This window comes from Pseudaminobacter soli (ex Li et al. 2025), from assembly GCF_003012705.1.
Taxonomy (GTDB): domain Bacteria; phylum Pseudomonadota; class Alphaproteobacteria; order Rhizobiales; family Rhizobiaceae; genus Pseudaminobacter; species Pseudaminobacter soli.
This window is the reverse complement of record NZ_PXYL01000001.1, coordinates 231,685-249,305: the sequence shown is the minus strand read 5'-3', so window position 1 is coordinate 249,305 and position 17,621 is coordinate 231,685. Positions and strand designations below refer to the sequence as shown.

Annotated in this window: 19 protein-coding genes; 15 read left to right on the top strand and 4 right to left on the bottom strand. The window is 66.8% G+C overall.

The features are described from left to right. The first annotated feature begins 1 nt into the window (after position 1). The 3 genes from C7I85_RS01170 to C7I85_RS01160 are packed head-to-tail and all read left to right on the top strand — an operon-like array spanning position 2 to position 2,129. On the top strand, positions 2-634 hold the full coding sequence (locus C7I85_RS01170; protein WP_106722120.1) for a precorrin-8X methylmutase: 633 nt from the start codon (positions 2-4) through the stop codon (positions 632-634). After that, the gene (locus tag C7I85_RS01165) at positions 631-1,368 is read left to right on the top strand and encodes a precorrin-2 C(20)-methyltransferase (protein WP_106722119.1); all 738 of its coding nucleotides are present in this window, start codon (positions 631-633) and stop codon (positions 1,366-1,368) included. Before C7I85_RS01170 ends, C7I85_RS01165 begins: the two co-directional genes overlap by 4 nt. After that, entirely contained in the window at positions 1,365-2,129 is a 765-nt protein-coding gene (locus C7I85_RS01160) for a precorrin-3B C(17)-methyltransferase (protein WP_106722118.1), read from the top strand. The genes C7I85_RS01165 and C7I85_RS01160 overlap by 4 nt, the downstream gene beginning before the upstream one ends. Here the strand turns inward: C7I85_RS01160 and C7I85_RS01155 are convergent. Beyond that, positions 2,093-2,860, bottom strand: coding sequence for a cobalt-precorrin-6A reductase (locus tag C7I85_RS01155; RefSeq protein ID WP_181257045.1), 768 nt, complete (start codon positions 2,858-2,860; stop codon positions 2,093-2,095). The genes C7I85_RS01160 and C7I85_RS01155 overlap by 37 nt on opposite strands. Position 2,861: 1 nt before the next feature. On the opposite strand from C7I85_RS01155, the gene cbiE reads away from it, so the two are divergent. The 3 genes from cbiE to cobM are packed head-to-tail and all read left to right on the top strand — an operon-like array spanning position 2,862 to position 5,241. After that, positions 2,862-4,097 (top strand): precorrin-6y C5,15-methyltransferase (decarboxylating) subunit CbiE, encoded by a 1,236-nt coding sequence (cbiE, locus tag C7I85_RS01150; RefSeq protein WP_106722116.1) that lies wholly within the window; start codon positions 2,862-2,864, stop codon positions 4,095-4,097. After that, positions 4,076-4,480, top strand: coding sequence for a cobalamin biosynthesis protein (locus C7I85_RS01145; RefSeq protein ID WP_181257044.1), 405 nt, complete (start codon positions 4,076-4,078; stop codon positions 4,478-4,480). Before cbiE ends, C7I85_RS01145 begins: the two co-directional genes overlap by 22 nt. Next, positions 4,477-5,241, top strand: a complete 765-nt coding sequence (cobM, locus tag C7I85_RS01140; RefSeq protein ID WP_106722115.1) for a precorrin-4 C(11)-methyltransferase — start codon at positions 4,477-4,479, stop codon at positions 5,239-5,241. Before C7I85_RS01145 ends, cobM begins: the two co-directional genes overlap by 4 nt. Here cobM and C7I85_RS01135 read toward each other — a convergent pair. Beyond that, positions 5,208-6,338, bottom strand: coding sequence for a cobalt-precorrin-5B (C(1))-methyltransferase (locus tag C7I85_RS01135; RefSeq protein WP_106722569.1), 1,131 nt, complete (start codon positions 6,336-6,338; stop codon positions 5,208-5,210). The two genes, cobM and C7I85_RS01135, sit on opposite strands and share 34 nt — an antisense overlap. A 53-nt stretch (positions 6,339-6,391) precedes the next feature. On the opposite strand from C7I85_RS01135, the gene cobA reads away from it, so the two are divergent. The 5 genes from cobA to C7I85_RS01110 all read left to right on the top strand — a co-directional run bounded on the left by cobA (position 6,392) and on the right by C7I85_RS01110 (position 10,678). Continuing rightward, entirely contained in the window at positions 6,392-7,177 is a 786-nt protein-coding gene (gene cobA / locus C7I85_RS01130) for a uroporphyrinogen-III C-methyltransferase (protein ID WP_106722114.1), read from the top strand. Further along, positions 7,174-8,487: a cobyrinate a,c-diamide synthase gene (locus tag C7I85_RS01125; RefSeq protein WP_106722113.1), complete on the top strand. Its 1,314-nt coding sequence runs from the start codon at positions 7,174-7,176 to the stop codon at positions 8,485-8,487. The genes cobA and C7I85_RS01125 overlap by 4 nt, the downstream gene beginning before the upstream one ends. 3 nt (positions 8,488-8,490) lie before the next feature. After that, a complete protein-coding gene (gene cobS, locus C7I85_RS01120) occupies positions 8,491-9,255 on the top strand; it encodes an adenosylcobinamide-GDP ribazoletransferase (RefSeq protein WP_106722112.1) in 765 nt (254 codons plus the stop codon). A gap of 19 nt (positions 9,256-9,274) precedes the next feature. Beyond that, complete coding sequence (gene cobT, locus C7I85_RS01115) at positions 9,275-10,285, top strand: nicotinate-nucleotide--dimethylbenzimidazole phosphoribosyltransferase (protein WP_106722111.1); 1,011 nt, start codon at positions 9,275-9,277, stop codon at positions 10,283-10,285. A gap of 81 nt (positions 10,286-10,366) precedes the next feature. Then, positions 10,367-10,678: a hypothetical protein gene (locus C7I85_RS01110; RefSeq protein WP_106722110.1), complete on the top strand. Its 312-nt coding sequence runs from the start codon at positions 10,367-10,369 to the stop codon at positions 10,676-10,678. 74 nt (positions 10,679-10,752) lie between these two features. Here C7I85_RS01110 and C7I85_RS01105 read toward each other — a convergent pair whose 3' ends face one another. After that, the gene (locus C7I85_RS01105; RefSeq protein WP_106722109.1) at positions 10,753-11,556 is read right to left on the bottom strand and encodes an SH3 domain-containing protein; all 804 of its coding nucleotides are present in this window, start codon (positions 11,554-11,556) and stop codon (positions 10,753-10,755) included. A 68-nt stretch (positions 11,557-11,624) separates the two neighbouring features. Then, positions 11,625-12,806 (bottom strand): NAD(P)/FAD-dependent oxidoreductase, encoded by a 1,182-nt coding sequence (locus C7I85_RS01100; RefSeq protein ID WP_106722108.1) that lies wholly within the window; start codon positions 12,804-12,806, stop codon positions 11,625-11,627. 139 nt (positions 12,807-12,945) lie between these two features. Between C7I85_RS01100 and C7I85_RS01095 the strand changes: the two genes are divergently transcribed. From C7I85_RS01095 to C7I85_RS01080, 4 genes are all read left to right on the top strand, one after another. Next, the gene (locus C7I85_RS01095; protein ID WP_106722568.1) at positions 12,946-13,821 is read left to right on the top strand and encodes a DMT family transporter; all 876 of its coding nucleotides are present in this window, start codon (positions 12,946-12,948) and stop codon (positions 13,819-13,821) included. A gap of 280 nt (positions 13,822-14,101) precedes the next feature. Continuing rightward, positions 14,102-15,490, top strand: coding sequence for a pyridoxal-phosphate dependent enzyme (locus C7I85_RS01090; RefSeq protein ID WP_106722107.1), 1,389 nt, complete (start codon positions 14,102-14,104; stop codon positions 15,488-15,490). After that, positions 15,487-16,656: a trans-sulfuration enzyme family protein gene (locus C7I85_RS01085; protein WP_106722106.1), complete on the top strand. Its 1,170-nt coding sequence runs from the start codon at positions 15,487-15,489 to the stop codon at positions 16,654-16,656. The genes C7I85_RS01090 and C7I85_RS01085 overlap by 4 nt, the downstream gene beginning before the upstream one ends. 37 nt (positions 16,657-16,693) lie before the next feature. Further along, complete coding sequence (locus C7I85_RS01080; protein ID WP_106722105.1) at positions 16,694-17,524, top strand: aldo/keto reductase; 831 nt, start codon at positions 16,694-16,696, stop codon at positions 17,522-17,524. Positions 17,525-17,621 lie beyond the last annotated feature (97 nt).

Below are 17,621 nucleotides of genomic sequence, written 5' to 3'. Positions count from 1 at the left end.
GATGTCCGGATACGACTATATTCACGACGGCACGGCGATCTACGAGCGCTCCTTCGCCATCATTCGCGCCGAGGCCAACCTGTCGCGCTTTTCCGAGGCTGAAGCCGATGTGGCCGTGCGCATGATCCATGCCTGCGGCCTGGTCGAGGCGGCCGAAAAATTCGAGTTCGGGCCGGGCTTCGTGGAGGCCGCAAGTGCCGCGCTGAAGGCCGGCGCGCCGATCTTCTGCGACGCCGAGATGGTGTCGCGCGGCGTCACCCGCGCCCGCCTGCCCGCTGACAACGAAGTGATCTGCACGCTGCGCGACGAGCGCACGCCGGCATTGGCGCAGGAGATCGGCAACACCCGCTCCGCCGCCGCGATCAAGCTGTGGCTGGACCGCATGGCGGGCTCGGTGGTGGCCATCGGCAATGCGCCGACCGCCCTCTTCTACCTGCTCGAACTGCTGCGCGACGGCGCGCCGAAGCCGGCGGCCATCATCGGCATGCCGGTGGGTTTTGTGGGTGCCGCCGAATCCAAAGATGCGCTGGCGGAAAATTCCTATGGCGTGCCCTATGCCATCGTGCGCGGACGCCTCGGCGGCAGCGCCATGACGGCCGCCGCACTCAACGCGCTGGCGAGGCCCGGACTGTGAGCGCTGAACCCAAAGGCCGCCTCATCGGCGTCGGCACCGGCCCCGGCGACCCTGAGCTTCTGACCCTGAAAGCCGTTCGTGCACTCGGTGAAGCCGACGTGCTGGCGCATTTCGCCAAGCGCGGCAGCAACGGCAATGCCCGCGCCATCGTCTCGGCGCATCTCAAGCCCGGCATCGTCGAGCTGCCGCTGCTCTATCCGGTGACAACCGAAATCGACAAGGATCACGCCGACTACAAGGCCGCCATCACCGGCTTCTACGAGGAGTCCGCACGCGCCTTGGCCGAGCATCTCGATGCCGGCCGCACGGTCGCGGTACTGAGCGAGGGCGACCCGCTGTTCTATGGCTCCTACATGCACCTGCATGTGCGGCTGTCGCAGCATTACCCGACCGAGGTGATCCCCGGCGTCACCGCCATGTCCGGCTGCTGGTCGCAGACCGGCCTGCCCATCGTGCAGGGCGACGACGTGCTGAGCGTACTGCCCGGCACGATGAGCGAGTTCGAACTTTCGCGGCGGCTGGCCGACACGGACGCGGCCGTCATCATGAAGGTGGGGCGCAACCTGCCGAAAATCCGCCGCGCGCTCGCCGCCACCGGCAAGCTGGAGCGGGCGATGTATGTCGAGCGCGGCACCATGGCCAACACCGCCTCCGTGCCGCTGGCCGAAAAGGCCGACGACACCGCGCCCTATTTCGCCATCGTTCTGGTGCCCGGCTGGGAGGGACGGCCATGAGCGGGCGTCTTTTCGTCATCGGGCTCGGCCCAGGCAATCCCGGCCAGATCACGCCGGAGGCCAGTGCTGCCGCAGCCGAGGCGCAGTTCTTCTACGGCTACGCCCCCTATGTCGACCGGCTGAACCTGCGGCCCGACCAGACCCGCATCGCCTCCGACAACCGCGAGGAGATTTCGCGCGCCAATGCAGCGCTTGAGCAGGCTGCCAGCGGTGCCAGCGTCGCGGTGGTTTCCGGCGGCGACCCCGGCGTCTTCGCCATGGCGGCGGCCGTTTGCGAAGCGATCGAGGCCGGCCCGGCCGAATGGCGTGACATCGAGCTGACCATCGTTCCCGGCGTCACCGCCATGCTGGCAGTCGCGGCCCGCATCGGCGCGCCGCTGGGCCACGATTTTTGCGCCATCTCGCTTTCGGACAATCTGAAGCCGTGGGACCTCATCCTGCGGCGGCTGGAAGCGGCGGCGGGCGCGGGTTTTGTCATCGCGCTCTACAACCCGATCAGCAAGGCGCGGCCCTGGCAACTCGGTGAAGCGCTGGACAAGCTGCGTTCCATTCTGCCGGGCACGACGCCGGTGATCTTCGGCCGAGCCGCCGGCCGGCCCGACGAGCGCATCGAGATCACGCCGCTGGCGGAAGCCCGCGCCGAGCAGGCCGACATGGCGACCTGCGTGATGATCGGCTCGCCAGAAACCCGCATCATCGAGCGTGGCGCAAAACGCCCGCTGGTCTACACGCCGCGCTTTTCGGCAGGTGCTAGCCAATGATCGACCATGCCGGCCAGCTCAGCGACGCTTTGCGCATGAGGCACCTGCGGCAGGTCCGGCCTGCCGAACAGGATGACCTCGATGCCGAGTTCGCGTGCGGCCGCGATCTTGCCATAGGTGGCCGTCCCGCCGCTGTTCTTGGCAACGATGGCGTCGATGCGATGGCTGGCCAGAAGGTCGCGCTCGTCGGCTTCCGCAAAAGGGCCGCGCGCGAGGATGTAGGTGGCATTCGGCACGGCGAGCGGCGGCTCGACGGGATCGACGCTGCGGATGACATAGGCGTGCTGCGGCGCGCCCTCGAAGGCGGCGATCTCCTGCCGGCCGAGCGCCAGGAACACGCGGCGCGGTTTTTCGCCCAGCGCGGCGACCGCTTCCTCGGCGTTCTCGACCAGCGTCCAGCGGTCGCCCTCGACAGCCTCCCAGCCCGGCCGGCGCAGCGCCAGGATCGGCACGCCGGCAACCGTGGCAGCCTCGGCGGCGTTGCGCGAAATATTGGCCGCGTAAGGATGCGTGGCGTCGATCAGCAGTTCGACGCGCTCGTCGCGCAGATATCGCGCCAGTCCCTCGGCGCCGCCGAAACCGCCGCTGCGCACCGGCACGGGCTGCGCCACGGGATCGACCGTGCGACCGGCGAGCGAAAGGGTGAGCGAAAGATCGGCTCGAGCGGCCAGCCGGCCGGCAAGCTGCCGGGCTTCCGTGGTGCCGCCAAGTATCAGAACGCGGTGTGTCATCATGCCTGCTGAACGAGAAAACTCCGCCGTTGCCCGCTGGCTCACCATCGTCGGCATCGGCGAGGATGGTGTAGAGGGTCTTGGCGACGAGGCCAAGCGCTGCATTGCGACCGCCGAGGTCGTATTCGGCGGCAAGCGGCATCTGGCGCTGGTGGACGGGCTGGTGACGGGTACGGCCGAGCCATGGCCGACGCCGTTCGACGCCGGCATGCGCGCGGTGCTGGCGCTGTCCGGGCGCTCCGTCTGCGTGCTCGCCTCGGGCGATCCGTTTTGTCATGGCGTCGGCACCACGCTGGCCCGGCACGTGCCGGTGGCTGAAATGCGCGTGCTGCCCGCCCCTTCCGCCTTCAGCCTCGCCGCCTCGCGCCTGGGTTGGGCGCTGCCGGACACCGAGACGGTGTCGCTGCATGGCAAGCCCATCGACCTCATCCGCCCGCTGCTGCACCCGAAGGCGCGTGTATTGGCGCTGACCTCGGACGCCGACGGCCCGGCCGCGGTGGCGAAGCTGCTGCGCGAACTCGGCTTCGGCCCCTCGCGGCTGACGGTACTGGAAGCGCTGGGCGGCACCTCGGAGCGCCTGACGACGACGACCGCCGACGCCTTCGCTCTCGAAAACCTCAATCCGCTCAACGTTCTGGCGGTCGAGGTTGAATCGAATTCCGAAGCGCGCATCCTGCCACTGGCCACGGGCATTCCCGACGAGTTGTTCGAGAATGACGGACAGCTGACCAAGCGCGAGATCCGCGCTGTCACGCTGTCGTCCCTTGCGCCGCGCCGCGGCGAGCTGTTGTGGGATATCGGCGGCGGCTCAGGCTCGATCTCCATCGAATGGATGCTGCGCGATCCTTCCATGCGCGCCATCGCCATCGAGGCCAATTCCGAACGCGCCGCCCGCATTGGCCGCAACGCCAGCGCTTGCGGCGTGCCCGGCCTGACGGTGGTCGAAGGCCGCGCGCCCGAAGCGCTCTCCGGCCTGCCGACGCCGGATGCCATCTTCGTCGGCGGTGGGGGCTCGGAGCCCGGCGTAATGGACGCAGCGATTGCCGCCCTGCCCTCCGGCGGACGACTGGTGGCCAACGCCGTGACGCTCGAAATGGAAACGCTGTTGCTATCGCTCCAGGCGCGGCTTGGCGGCGAATTGATCCGTCTTTCCGTCTCGCGCGCGGTTCCGGTCGGCACCATGCAGGGCTGGCGCCCGGCCATGCCGGTGACGCAATGGTCGTGGGTGAAGCCGTGATCGTGGCGGGCATCGGCAGCCGCAAAGGCGTCAGCAAGGAGCAGGTACTGGGCGCGATCAACGCGGCGCTTGGGGCACACGACCTCGACCTAGCACGGCTCGATGCGCTGTCGACCGGCAAGCTGAAGCAGCACGAAGAGGCGATTTTTCAGGCCGGGCGGCAGCTGCGCCGCGCGGTCATCATCATCGGCGATGCCGAACTGGCCGAGGCCGGCAGGCGGACAAAAAGCCACTCGGCGCTGTCGCTGGAAAAGACAGGCGCCCCCTCGCTTTCGGAAGCGGCCGCACTTGCGGCGGCGGGCCCGGATTCGCGGCTGCTCGGCCCACGTGTCGCGCTCCAATCGGTCACCTGCGCCATAGCCATCAGCGGAGACAAAGCGTGACGGTTCATTTCATCGGCGCCGGCCCGGGTGCCGCAGACCTCATCACCGTTCGCGGCCGCGACCTGCTCGCAAGCTGCCCGGTCTGCCTCTATGCGGGCTCGATCGTCGCGCCCGAGTTGCTAGACTACTGCGCGCCAGGGACAAAACTGGTCGACACCGCGCCCATGTCGCTCGACGAGATCGAGGCCGAATATCTGGCAGCACATGACAAGGGCAAGGACGTCGCGCGCCTGCATTCGGGCGACCTTTCGGTCTGGAGTGCTGTGGCCGAGCAGATCCGCCGCCTCGAGCGCCACGGCATTCCCTATACGATGACGCCCGGCGTGCCCTCCTTCGCGGCTGCCGCCTCGGCGCTGGGCCGCGAGCTGACCATTCCGGCGGTGGCGCAATCGCTGGTGCTGACACGTGTTTCCGGCCGGGCCTCGCCCATGCCGGAGAAGGAAAATCTGGCCGCCTTCGGCGCGACCGGCGCCACGCTTGCCATCCATCTCGCCATCCACGCCATCGACCGCGTGGTGGAGGAACTGACGCCGCTCTACGGCGCGGATTGCCCGGTTGCCATCGTCTTCCACGCCTCATGGCCCGACGAGCGCGTGCTGCACGGCACGCTCGGCAACATTGCGGCGAAGCTGGCCGAAGACCCGATCGAGCGCACGGCGCTGATCTTCGTCGGGCCGTCGCTGGCCGCGCAGGATTTTCGCGAAAGCTCGCTCTACGATCCGGACTATCAGCGCCGGTTCAGGGGGCGCGACACGCTATGAGCCGGTGCGAAGGGCGCATGCCCTCTCAACTCGCCTTCGCGGTTGAAGACCAGGATTTCGAGCTCGATGTCCGTGCCCTTGAGCGCGGGCGCGGCGGTGCGCCAGGCGCCGGCGGCAATCGTGTCGCCGATCGGCACGCCCTCGGCCACGGCCAGCGCAAAGGCCTCGGCCACGGTGTTGGCGCCCCGGATGCGCGCGGCAAGGTCTTCGCTCGCACCGGCCTCGGCGGCGACCACGGCCAGCCCTTCGAGATCGGCCCTGCCCCGGCTGGAATGCACGTCGAGCATGCCCTGCGCCAGCTTGGTCATCTTGGCGACGCCGCCGGCAATGGTGACGCGCGGGACCGGATGAGCGCGGATGTATTTCAGCATGCCGCCGACGAAGTCGCCCATATCGATGAGCTGGACTTCGTGCATGTCGTGGAATTTCTGCACCGCCATTTCGGAGGCGTTACCGGTCGAGCCGGCAACATGGTCGAAACCCATGGCGCGCGCGACATCGACGCCGCGATGGATGGAGTGGATCCAGGCCGAGCAGGAATAGGGAATGACCACGCCCGTGGTGCCCAGGATCGAGATGCCGCCAAGAATGCCGAGGCGCGGATTGAGCGTTCGCTGCGCCATCTCCTCGCCGCCGACCACGGAAATCTCGACCTCGAAATCGGCATTTTCGCCGGCAACCTGATGCACCGCCTCGATGATCATCTTGCGCGGCACGGGGTTGATCGCCGGCTCGCCCGGCGGGATCGGCAGGCCCGGCCGCGTCACCGTGCCGACGCCCGGCCCCGCGCGGAAGACAATGCCGCTCCCCGGCGTTCCACGGCGCACCGTGCTTTTGACCAGCGCGCCATGGGTCACGTCCGGGTCGTCGCCGGCGTCCTTGACGATGCCGGCCATCGCCTGCCCCTCGCCCAATTCCGAAACCGCGAGCGCGAAGCCGACCACATTGCCGCCGGGCAGCGTGATCTCCACCGGATCGGGGAAATCGCCGGACAAAAGCGCCGCACAGGCCGCCTTGGTGGCGGCGGTGGCGCAGGCACCCGTGGTCCAGCCACGACGCAGGGGAGCTTCTTCGGAGGCGGTCTGTTCGGCAGTCATGGCGCAATCTATAGGCTTGGCGACGCTCCGCGTCATCGTCGAAAGCGGCATTCATGAGTCTCGAAAAAGCTATCGCCCGTTTAAAGCATGAGCCGCAGGTGCTCGAACCCGGCCATGTCTGGCTGGCCGGCGCTGGCCCCGGCGATCCAGGCCTGCTGACGCTCGACGTGCTGTCCGCGCTCGCCCAGGCCGACGCGCTGGTGCACGACGCGTTGGTCTCGCCCGAAATCGTCGGCATTGCCGAGCAGGCCGAAAAATTCTTCGTCGGCAAGCGCGGCGGCAGGCTGTCGATCCCGCAGGACGATATCAACGCGCTGCTGGTGAAGCTGGCGCGCGAGGGCCGCAAGGTCGTGCGGCTGAAGGGCGGGCACCCCTTCGTGTTCGGTCGCGGCGCGGAGGAAGCGCTGGTGCTGACCCGCGAGAACATTCCCTGGCGCGCGCTTTCGGGCGTCACCTCGGCCTTCGGCGGCCTGACTTCGGCGGGCATTCCGGCGACCGTTCGCGGCGTCAACGGCGCGGTCATCCTTGCCACCGGCTTTGCCGCCGTCTCGGACGACCGGCCGGACTGGGCGGCCCTTGCCCGCACCGGCCAGCCCATCGTCATCTATATGGGCCTGACGCATATGGAGGAGACGGTTGCCGAGCTTCTGGCGGGCGGGCTGCGGGCCGACACACCGGCAGCACTGGTGGAGAACGCGTCGCTGCCGCAGGAACGCACCGTAACCGCGACGCTTGGTACGCTGGTCGAAACCGCCGCGCGCCAAAACGTCGTGTCGCCGGCGCTCATCGTCGTCGGCGGCATCGTCGCGATGCGCGCCGAGCTTTTGGGGGAAAGATGAGCGCACGCGGGCTGATCGTCGGCGCGCCCCGCTCGGGCTCGGGCAAGACCAGCGTCACCATCGGCATATTGCGCGCGCTGGCGCGGCGGGGATTGAGCGTCGGCGGTGCCAAGTCCGGCCCCGACTACATCGACCCCGGCTTCCACCATGCGGCCACCGGCCGGCCGGGCGTCAATCTCGACAGCTGGGCGATGTCGCCGGCGCTGCTCAACGCGCTGGCCTCGCAAGCCGCTTTGCAGGCCGATATGATCGTGCTGGAAAGTGCGATGGGCCTGTTCGACGGCATTCCGAGCGCGCCCGGCCGCTCCGGCTCTGCGGCAGACCTCGCGCGGCTCTACGGCCTGCCGGTGCTTCTAGTGCTCGACGTTTCGGGCCAGTCGCAGACGGCTGCGGCAATCGCAAAGGGTTTTGCCACCTACGATCCGCAGGTGCGCATCGCAGGCGTGGTGCTGAACCGGCTGGGCAGCGAGCGCCACAGGCGGCTTGCCGGCGAAGCCATCGAAGCGCTCGGCCTGCCTGTCGTCGGCGCGGTCATGCGCGACACCGCGCTCGCCCTGCCCGAACGCCATCTCGGCCTCGTGCAGGCGGGCGAACATGCCGACCTGATGGCGCATCTCGACCGCCTCGCCGACATGGCCGAACGCTCGCTCGACCTCGAGGCGATCATGGCGCTGATGACGCCGCTTGAGCCTGAAGGCGCGGATTTTTCCGACGCGCTCCCGCCTCCCGGCCAGCGTATTGCGCTGGCGCAGGACGCCGCCTTCACCTTCGTCTATCCGCATGTCGCCGCGCATTGGCGCGAGGCCGGCGCGGAGATCGTGCCGTTTTCGCCGCTGGCCGACGAGGCGCCGCGCGAGGATTGCGACGTCTGCTGGCTGCCCGGCGGCTACCCGGAACTACATGCCGGCAAGCTCGCCGCCGCGCAGGATTTTCACGAAGGCATGCGCCGCTTTGCCGAGACGCGGCCGGTCCATGGCGAGTGCGGTGGCTTCATGACGCTGGGCGAGACGCTGGAAGACGCCGACGGCACGACGCATGAAATGCTCGGCCTGCTCGGCCATTCCACCAGCTTCGCCAAGCGCAAGATGAATCTCGGCTACCGCCAAGCGACGCTGCTGGCCGACTGTCCGCTCGGACAGAAAGGCACGCTCGTGCGCGGGCATGAGTTCCATTACGCGCAGGTGATCTCGCCCGGCGCCGACGAAAGGCTGGCCGAGCTGGCCGACGGCCAGGGCAACCCGCTGGGCGCGGCCGGCGGCCGGCGCGGCCATGTCAGCGGCACCTTCTTCCACGCGATCGCGAGGGGCTGAGCGATGGGTGGCGGGTTTCTCGACAAGCTCGGCAAGGACTTTGCCCTCGCGCTCGTCTTCCTGACCCGCCTGCCTCTGCCGCATCTCGACTTTTCAGGCCGCAGCCTGTCTTCGGCGCTGTGGGCGGCGCCGTTGGTCGGGGTTGTCGTCGCCCTCATCGGCGGCGTCGTCTTTGCCATCGCAAAATGGCTCGGCCTCGCGGCAGGTCCGGCAGCAGCGCTGGCGCTGACCGCCACCATGCTCGTCACCTTCTGCCTGCACGAGGACGGCCTCGGCGACACCGCCGACGGTTTTGGCGGCGGCCGCACGCGCGAGCGCAAGCTTGAGATCATGCGCGACAGCCGCGTCGGCACCTATGGCGTGGCGGCGCTGGCGCTTTCCATCCTGCTGCGCTGGACCGCGCTTTCGGAGCTTGCCAGCGTCCCGCATGTGTTCAACGCGCTCATCGCCGCTCATGCCGCCTCTCGCGGGCTGATCCCCGGCTTCATGCATCTGCTGCCTTCCGCCCGCGCCCAAGGCCTCGCGGCAGATGCCGGCGCGCCTTCCGCCGAAGTGGCTGTGATCGCCGCCGTTCTGGGCGCGGTCGCCCTCCTCCTGCTCGGCCTGCCCGGCGCGATAGCCGTCGCCGCCCTGCTCGCCCTCTGGTTTCTGGCCCTGCGCTGGCTCTGCCTTAGCCAGATCGGCGGCCACACCGGCGACACCATCGGCGCGCTGCAGCAGGGCGCGGAAATACTCGTTTTGCTTGCCGCAAGCGCAATCCTGATTTGACCTTATCGGAGCCCCCACAATGACCTTCACCTCCCTCGAAGACCTGCGCGCCGCCTGCGAAAACCTGCCCATGGGGAGCGATTCGGCGGCCGACGCGGTTGCCCGCCGCCAGGACACGCTGACCAAGCCGCAGGGCAGCCTCGGCCGGCTTGAAACCATCGCCGCCTGGCTGGCGCGCTGGCAGGGCCGCGACATGCCGAAGCTCGATAAGGTCAAGGTCATCGTCTTTGCCGGCTCGCATGGCGTGACCGCGCAGGGCGTCTCGGCCTACCCGTCGGAAGTGACGGTGCAGATGGTCGCGAATTTCGCCGGCGGCGGTGCTGCGATCAATCAGCTCGCCCGTATCGCCGGAGCCGAGCTTGCCGTCATACCGCTCGAGATCGAGCGCCAGACCGGCGATTTCACTCAGGAACCGGCGATGGACGAGGCCGAATTCCTCGCCGCCGTCTCGGCTGGCTATGAGGCGGTCGGCAAGGACACCGACCTGATCTGCTTCGGGGAAATGGGTATCGGCAACACCACGCCGGCAGCGGCGATTGCGGCCGCCCTCTTCGGCGGCGGCGCGGAAAAATGGACCGGTCGCGGCACCGGCGTGGATGACGCCGGCCTGAAACGCAAGATGACGGCCATCGACAAGGGCCTCGCGCTGCATGCTGTCTCCCTCTCCGACCCGCTGAAGGTCGCCGCTGCGCTTGGCGGACGCGAACTCGCCGCCATCTTCGGCGCCACGCTCGCCGCGCGCCGGCACGGCGTTCCGGTGCTGCTCGACGGTTTCGTCTGCACCGCAGCCGTGGCACCGCTGGCAAGGCTGCACAATGCAGGCCTCGCCCACGTTCTTGCCGCCCATGTCTCGGCCGAGGCCGGGCACCGGGCTCTCCTGGAAGCGCTGGAACTCAAGCCGCTGTTCGATCTCGGCATGCGGCTCGGCGAAGGTTCTGGCGCATGCCTGGCCGTCAACATCGTGCGCTCGGCGCTTGAGTGCCACACCGGCATGGCGAGCTTTGCCGAGGCCGGCGTTTCGGAAAAGTAAGCCTTCGGGCCTCCCGTTTCAGGTGGAACCAAAGGACAAAACTGCCGTTTTGCTCCCATCACCGAAACGAGGATTCCCCGGATGGCTTCTCCATTTTCCAGGCTTCGCGACGATCTGGCCGACGACCTCGAAAGCCAGATTGCGGCGCTTCGCAGTGAAGTCTCGTCGCTGAAGAAAACCATGTCGAAGCGCGGAGCGGCTGCCTTCGATGACACGCGCGACCACGCCTCCGATCTCTATGGCGAGATGGTTTCGCGCGTGCAGGATGCCATGCCGCGGATCGCCAGGCGCACGCGGGATGTGGGCAAGGTCGCACACGACAACCCGGTCCTGACCGCGCTGGTCGGCCTTGCGGTGGTCGGGCTGCTGCTCGGTCTCGTCATGCGCCGCTAGAGCATGATCCCGAAAAGTTGCAGACTTTTCGGATAAGATCATGCTTTCCAAAAGCGCCGCTTACTGCTTCTCGATCACAGATAACACTGCACGTTCCGGCGACTGCGGCGGCTGTAGGCGCTGCGCTCGCCGCATTGCGACCCGTTGATCATCAGATCGTAGGGGCACTGGCAGTCGCCGGCCTGCGGAGCCCGCAGCGGCTTCCTGTCGCCGAACAGCGCCCTCGCCGCTGAGAACAGTCCCGATTTCGGCGGCGTATAGGCCTGCGGCTTGATCGACGCCGGCGGCTCGGGCTTTTGCGTGACATTCGCCCCTGCACTGCCCTGTACCAAGCCTGCCGGGCGCGGCGCATTCGGATTTGCCGGATGCAGGTAGTCGGCAAGGATCCAGCCCTTGCGACCGCGCACCGACACCAGCTGCCACTTGCCGTCGAGCAGGATCGGCTTGACCGCCTCCCCCATGTTCAGCGTGGCAACCACGGGCGCGCTCGCATTGGCGGTGCCGCGCAGGTTCACCCGCGTCGTGGTGTAGAGGGCGTTGCTGGGTGCTGGCTCCGGCGTGGGATGGTCCGGCTTTGCCACCGAACTGGTAATGATCTGCGATGGACGTGCGGCAGGCGTCACCACCTCCTTCGGCGCAATGGGCGCGCTCGGCGGCGTGGCCGCAACCTGCTTGGGCGCGCTTGGCGCGCTAGGCGTGACAGCGGCCTGCGGCTTGGGGGTTGCCGGCGGCTCGGCCTTGCGCTGCGCGGTCACGGCCGGGCGCGACGGCGCCTGCGTCTTGCGCGGCGACGGCGGCTCCTGGGTCATCGCCCAGATGCCCGCGCCAATGGCGCCGATCACCAGCCATCTCAGTTTGGGAAGCGCGAATCCAGCCATGCCCCCACCATGGCGCGAAGGTTTTAAGACGCGGTTGACGCGACGTCCCTTTGGGGCTGCGCGCGGGCTCAAACCGCCTGCCCCGCGCACCAGCCGGACGACCAGGCCCACTGGAAATTGTAGCCGCCGAGCCAGCCGGTCACGTCCACCACCTCGCCGATGAAATAGAGCCCCGGCACGGCCTTTGCCGCCATGGTCTTCGAATCGAGATCGCGCGTGTCGACGCCGCCAAGCGTCACCTCGGCCGTGCGATAGCCTTCCGAACCCGCCGGCTTGATTCGCCAGTCATTGACCATCTCGACCACTCGCCGAAGCTGCCTGTCCGAAAGGTCGGCGATGTTGCCGGGCATGCGCGCCTCCTCGGCGATCGACTGCGCGAGCGCCTTGGGCAGATGCGCGCCAAGCGCCGTCTGCAACGCCTGCCGCCCATTGGAAGTGCGGGCCTGGCGCAGCGCCTCGAACAGATCGACCTGCGGCAGCATGGCAATGCCGATCTCGTCGCCCTCGCGCCAATAGGACGAGATCTGCAGGATCGACGGCCCGCTGATGCCGCGATGGGTGAACAGCATCGCCTCCTCGAAACGGGTCTTGCCGCAGGAAATCACCGCACCATCCACCGCAACGCCCGCCAGCGGCTTCAGCCGCGCCAGCGTGTTCGGGTCGAAGGTCAGCGGCACCAGCGCCGGCCGCGTCTCGATGAGGCGCAGGCCGAATTGCGCGGCGATGTCGTAGCCGAAGCCGGTGGCGCCCATCTTGGGGATCGACTTGCCGCCGCAGGCCACCACTAGCGATTTGCACCGCACCTTGCCCGTGGTCAGCTTGAGCGAAAAGCCGCCGTCCGTCCGCTCGATGTTCTCCGCGCTGTTGGCAAGCCGAAGCTCGGCGCCATGGCGCTTCATCTCTGCCACCAGCATGGCGATGATCTGCGTGGAAGAGCCATCGCAGAAGAGCTGGCCGAGCGTCTTTTCGTGATAGGCGATGCCGTGGCGCTCGACCAGGCCGATGAAATGGCGCTGCGTGTAGCGGCTGAGCGCCGAAATGGAGAAATGCGGGTTCTGCGAGAGGAAATTCTTCGGGCTGGCGTTGATATTGGTGAAGTTGCAGCGCCCGCCGCCGGAAATGCGGATCTTCTCGCCGGGCGCGGCTGCATGGTCGACGACCAGCACCGAGCGGCCGCGCTTGCCCGCCTCGATAGCGCACATCATGCCGGCCGCACCCGCCCCGATCACTACGACATCGACTGTTTCCAAATCACCCAGCTCCTTCGCCGAACGAGCCTCCTATACCAGACTGGCCTCAAAGTGGAGTGACGCGTTGCCGCGAACTGGCCCATGCGAATGGGCCATGAGCACGATTGCCGCGAGCCGGCGCTGGCCGCATATCAGCGCCATGACCGCCAGCCAATCTCTCCCCAAGGCCGCTTTCTGGATGGGCTGCTCGCTCGCCTGCACGCTGATGATGACGGCGGCCGGGCGCGAGACGACGCGCGAACTCGGCCTTTTCCAGATCATGGAGATGCGCTCGGTCATCGGCCTCTTGCTGCTCTCGCCACTCGTCTGGCGCGCGGGCGGGCTGCGGGCGATGAAGACCTCGCATCCGGTGCAGCACCTGACGCGCAACATCGCCCACTATGCCGGGCAGTTCGCCTGGCTCTATGGGCTCACGCTCATTCCGCTGGCTCAGGTCATCGCCATCGAATTCACCGCACCGATCTGGACCGCGCTCTTGGCCATGGCGTTTCTGGGCGAGCGCATGAACGCCTGGAAGACGGGCGCAATCCTGCTCGGGCTGGTCGGCGTCACAATTATCGTGAGGCCAAGCGGCAACGGGATCGAACTGGGCCAGTTCGTCGTGCTGGGCGCGGCGATGACATTTGCCGTCTCCTACGTGCTTGTCAAATCCATGACGCGGGGCGACAGCGCGGTAAAAATCATTTTCTGGATGCTCGTCATCCAGTCGGTCATCGGCCTCATTCCGGCTCTCTACAGCTGGCAGTGGCCCTCGGTCCATATCTGGCCGTGGATCGTGGCGCTGGCTTTCGCCGGCTCCTTCTCGCACTACTGCACGGCGCGCGCCATGTCCCATGCGGATGCGACGGCAGTGATGCCGATGGATTTCCTGCGCGTGCCGCTGACCGCGCTGCTGGGCTACCTCGCCTATTCCGAGCGCATCGATGCCTTCACCGCGCTGGGCGCCATGCTCATCCTGTCCGGCAACCTGCTGAACCTCGGCAGCCGCCGCGTGCGGTCGACCGCGCCGGCGTGAGGCGGTTCTCGCCCACGCACCACCAATAGTCCGACTGAAATGCGCCGGGCCGGAGAAACTCCGAACCCGTAGATTCTCATTCCAGATGGCGTATATTTCTTGATATTTCTTGGCTTTCATTCCGGTCGTTCCGGCACCAGATAGAATACGCTTTCAGATACAGCCGACCCCATTCACCGCTGCCGTCTGATTTCTATCTGTATCCGTATCCACCTCTCCAATGAGGCGGAACGGCCGCGCGGGCGCCCCCCCCCGCGCGAACGCAACGCGGAGGAAAAGAATGTCACGCCTGCGCCCGCCCTATCCGTCGGTCCTGGACCTCATCGGCGAAACGCCCATGGTCGAGCTGACCAAGTTCGACACGGGGCCCTGCCGGCTGTTCATCAAGCTGGAGAGCCAGAATCCCGGCGGCTCGATCAAGGACCGCATCGCGCTATCGATGATCGCGGATGCCGAGCGCTACGGCCGGCTGGCGCCGGGCGGCACCATCGTCGAGGCGACCGCCGGCAATACCGGGCTCGGCCTTGCGCAGGTCGGCATTCCAAAGGGCTACCGCATCGTGCTGGTCGTGCCCGACAAGATGTCGCGCGAGAAGGTTCAGCATCTGCGGGCGCTGGGCGCCGAAGTGCGGCTGACGCGCTCGGATGTCGGCAAGGGTCACCCCGAATACTATCAGGACATGGCCGAGAAGCTCGCGGCCGAGACGCCCGGCGCCTTCTATGCCAACCAGTTCGCCAATCCGGCCAACCCGCTGGCGCATGAAACAACGACCGGGCCGGAAATCTGGCAGCAACTGCAGGAGGATGTCGACGCGGTGGTCGTCGGTGTCGGCTCCGGCGGCACGCTGACCGGGCTCGGCCGCTTCTTCAAGCGCGTCTCGCCCAAGACCGAGATGGTGCTGGCCGACCCCATCGGCTCGGTGCTGGCGCCGCTCATCAATACCGGCCACATGGAAGAGGCTGGAAGCTGGACGGTAGAAGGCATCGGCGAGGATTTCGTGCCGCCAAACGCCGACCTGTCGCTGGTTTCGAAAGCCTATTCGGTGTCCGACAAGGCAAGCATGCTCGCGGTGCGCGACCTGCTTTCGCGCGAAGGCATCCTCGCCGGCTCCTCCTCGGGCACCCTGCTGTCCGCCGCGCTTCGCTACTGCCGCGAGCAGAAGAGCCCCAAGCGCGTGGTGACCTTCGTCTGCGACAGCGGCAACAAATACCTTTCCAAGGTGTTCGACGATTTCTGGCTGGCCGAACAGGGACTGTCCGAGCGCAAGCAGCACGGCGACCTGAGCGACCTCGTCGCCCGCTCGCATCGCGAGGGCGGCACCGTATTCGCCGGCCCGGACGATTCGCTGCTGACCGCCTATGGCCGTATGCGGCGGGCCGACGTTTCGCAGCTGCCGGTGATCGACAACGGCAAGCTGGTCGGCATCATCGACGAAAGCGACATATTGGCCAAGGTCGACGGCCCGTATGAAGGCCGCTGGGACCGCTTCAACGCGCCCGTCAGCTCGGCCATGACCTCCCAGCTTCACACGCTGCAGGCCAACCAGACGCTGGACGCGCTGCTGCCGGTCTTCGACCGCAACGAGGTCGCGATCATCTTCGACGGCGACGAGTTCGTCGGTCTCATCACCCGCATCGACCTGATCAACCATCTGAGGCGCGCAAGATGACAATTCCGCAGAAGAACCGCCTGGCCTTTGCCACCCGCACCATCCATGGCGGCCAGAGCCACGACCCGACCACCGGCGCGGTGATGGTGCCGATCTACGCCACCTCCACCTATGCCCAGCAGAGCCCGGGCGTGCACAAGGGCTTCGAGTATGCGCGCAGCCAGAACCCGACCCGCTTTGCCTTCGAGCGCGCCATCACCGACCTCGAAAGCGGCAGTGCGGGCTTTGCCTTCGCCTCGGGCCTGGCGGCGATCGCCACGGTTCTCGAACTGCTCGATGCGGGCTCGCACATCGTCGCCACCGACGACATCTATGGCGGCACCTTCCGCCTGCTGGAGCGGGTGCGGCGGCGCAGCGCCAATCTCGACATCAGCTTCGCCGATTTCACCGACCTCGCCTCCGTCGAGGCTGCAATCCGGCCGGAGACGAAGATGCTGTGGGTCGAAACGCCTACCAACCCACTGTTGCGCATCGTCGATCTCGAAGCCGTTGCAGCACTTGGTCGCCGCAAGGGGCTGATCACGGTTGCCGACAACACATTCGCCAGCCCCTACATCCAGCGGCCGCTGGAGCTCGGCATCGACATCGTGGTCCACTCCACGACCAAATATCTGAACGGCCACTCCGACATGGTCGGCGGCTGCGCTGTCGTGGGCGACAACGTGGACATTTCCGACCGGCTGAAATTCCTGCAGAACGCGGTCGGCGCGATTTCCGGCCCCTTCGACAGCTTTCTGGCGTTGCGCGGGCTGAAGACGCTGGCGCTGCGTGTCGAACGGCACTCGCAGAACGGGCTCAAGATCGCGCAATGGCTGGAAGACAGGCCCGACGTGCGGCGCGTGATCTATCCGGGCCTCGAAAGCCATCCGCAGCATGAGATCGCCAAGCGGCAGATGCACGCCTTCGGCGGCATGGTCACCGTCGAATTCGACCGCGACCTTGCCTCGACCAAGCGCTTCCTCGAACGCACCCACCTGTTCGCACTCGCCGAAAGCCTGGGCGGCGTGGAAAGCCTGATCGAGCACCCTGCCCTGATGACGCATGGCAGCATCCCGGTCGAAAAGCGCGGGGCGCTCGGCATCTCGGATTCGCTGGTGCGCATTTCAGCCGGCATCGAGGACGGCGACGACCTGATCGCGGATCTTTCGCAGGCGCTGGCGAGTTGAACAGTCCCGTGGGCAAAAGGAACCGAAAGGACCTGACATGGTACCTCAAATCAAGCTGAACAGCGGCGCGAGCATTCCCCAGCTCGGACTCGGCGTCTGGCAAGTCGATCCCGGCATAACCGCCCAGGTGGTGCTGGACGGCATCGCGGCCGGTTACCGCTCGATCGACACCGCGGAAGGCTATCAGAACGAACAGGGCGTCGGGCAGGCTCTTCGCGAGACCAGCGTTGCGAGAAACGAGCTGTTCATCACCTCGAAGCTGCGCAACGCCGCCCATGAACGCGACAAGGCGCTGAAGGCCTTCGACCAAACCATGAAGAATCTCGGGCTGGAACAGCTCGACATGTTTCTCATTCACTGGCCGATGCCCAAGCAGAACAAATATGTCGAGGCGTGGAAGACGCTGATCGAACTGCGCGACCAGGGCCGCATCGGGACAATCGGCGTTTCCAACTTCAACCAGGACCATCTGGAAAGGATCATCGGGGAAACGGGCGTGACACCGGCCGTCAACCAGATCGAGTTGCATCCGCGCTTCCAGCAGCGCGACAAGCGCGAATACCATGCCAAGCACAACATCCAGATCGAAAGCTGGAGCCCGCTCGGCAGCGGCCAGTTGCTTCAGGATCCGACGCTGGAGAAAATCGCCCGCAAGCACGGCAAATCGGTCGCCCAGGCGATCATCCGCTGGCACCTGCAGGAAAAGCTGGTCGTGATTCCCAAATCCGTCCACAAGGACCGCATCGTCGCCAATTTCGATGTCTTCGACTTCGAACTCGACACGGACGACATGCAATTGATTCGTGGAATGGATTCTGCGGACGGCCGCATCGGACCGAACCCTCTCACGGCCGAGTTCATGTTCTAGGATTTTTGGGCGGCAGCAACGTGGGGCGCGCGGGTTGCCGCTTCTTTACGGTTGCTGCGCAGGCCCAGCCGGGGCTGGTCGAGCGGGATGCATTTCC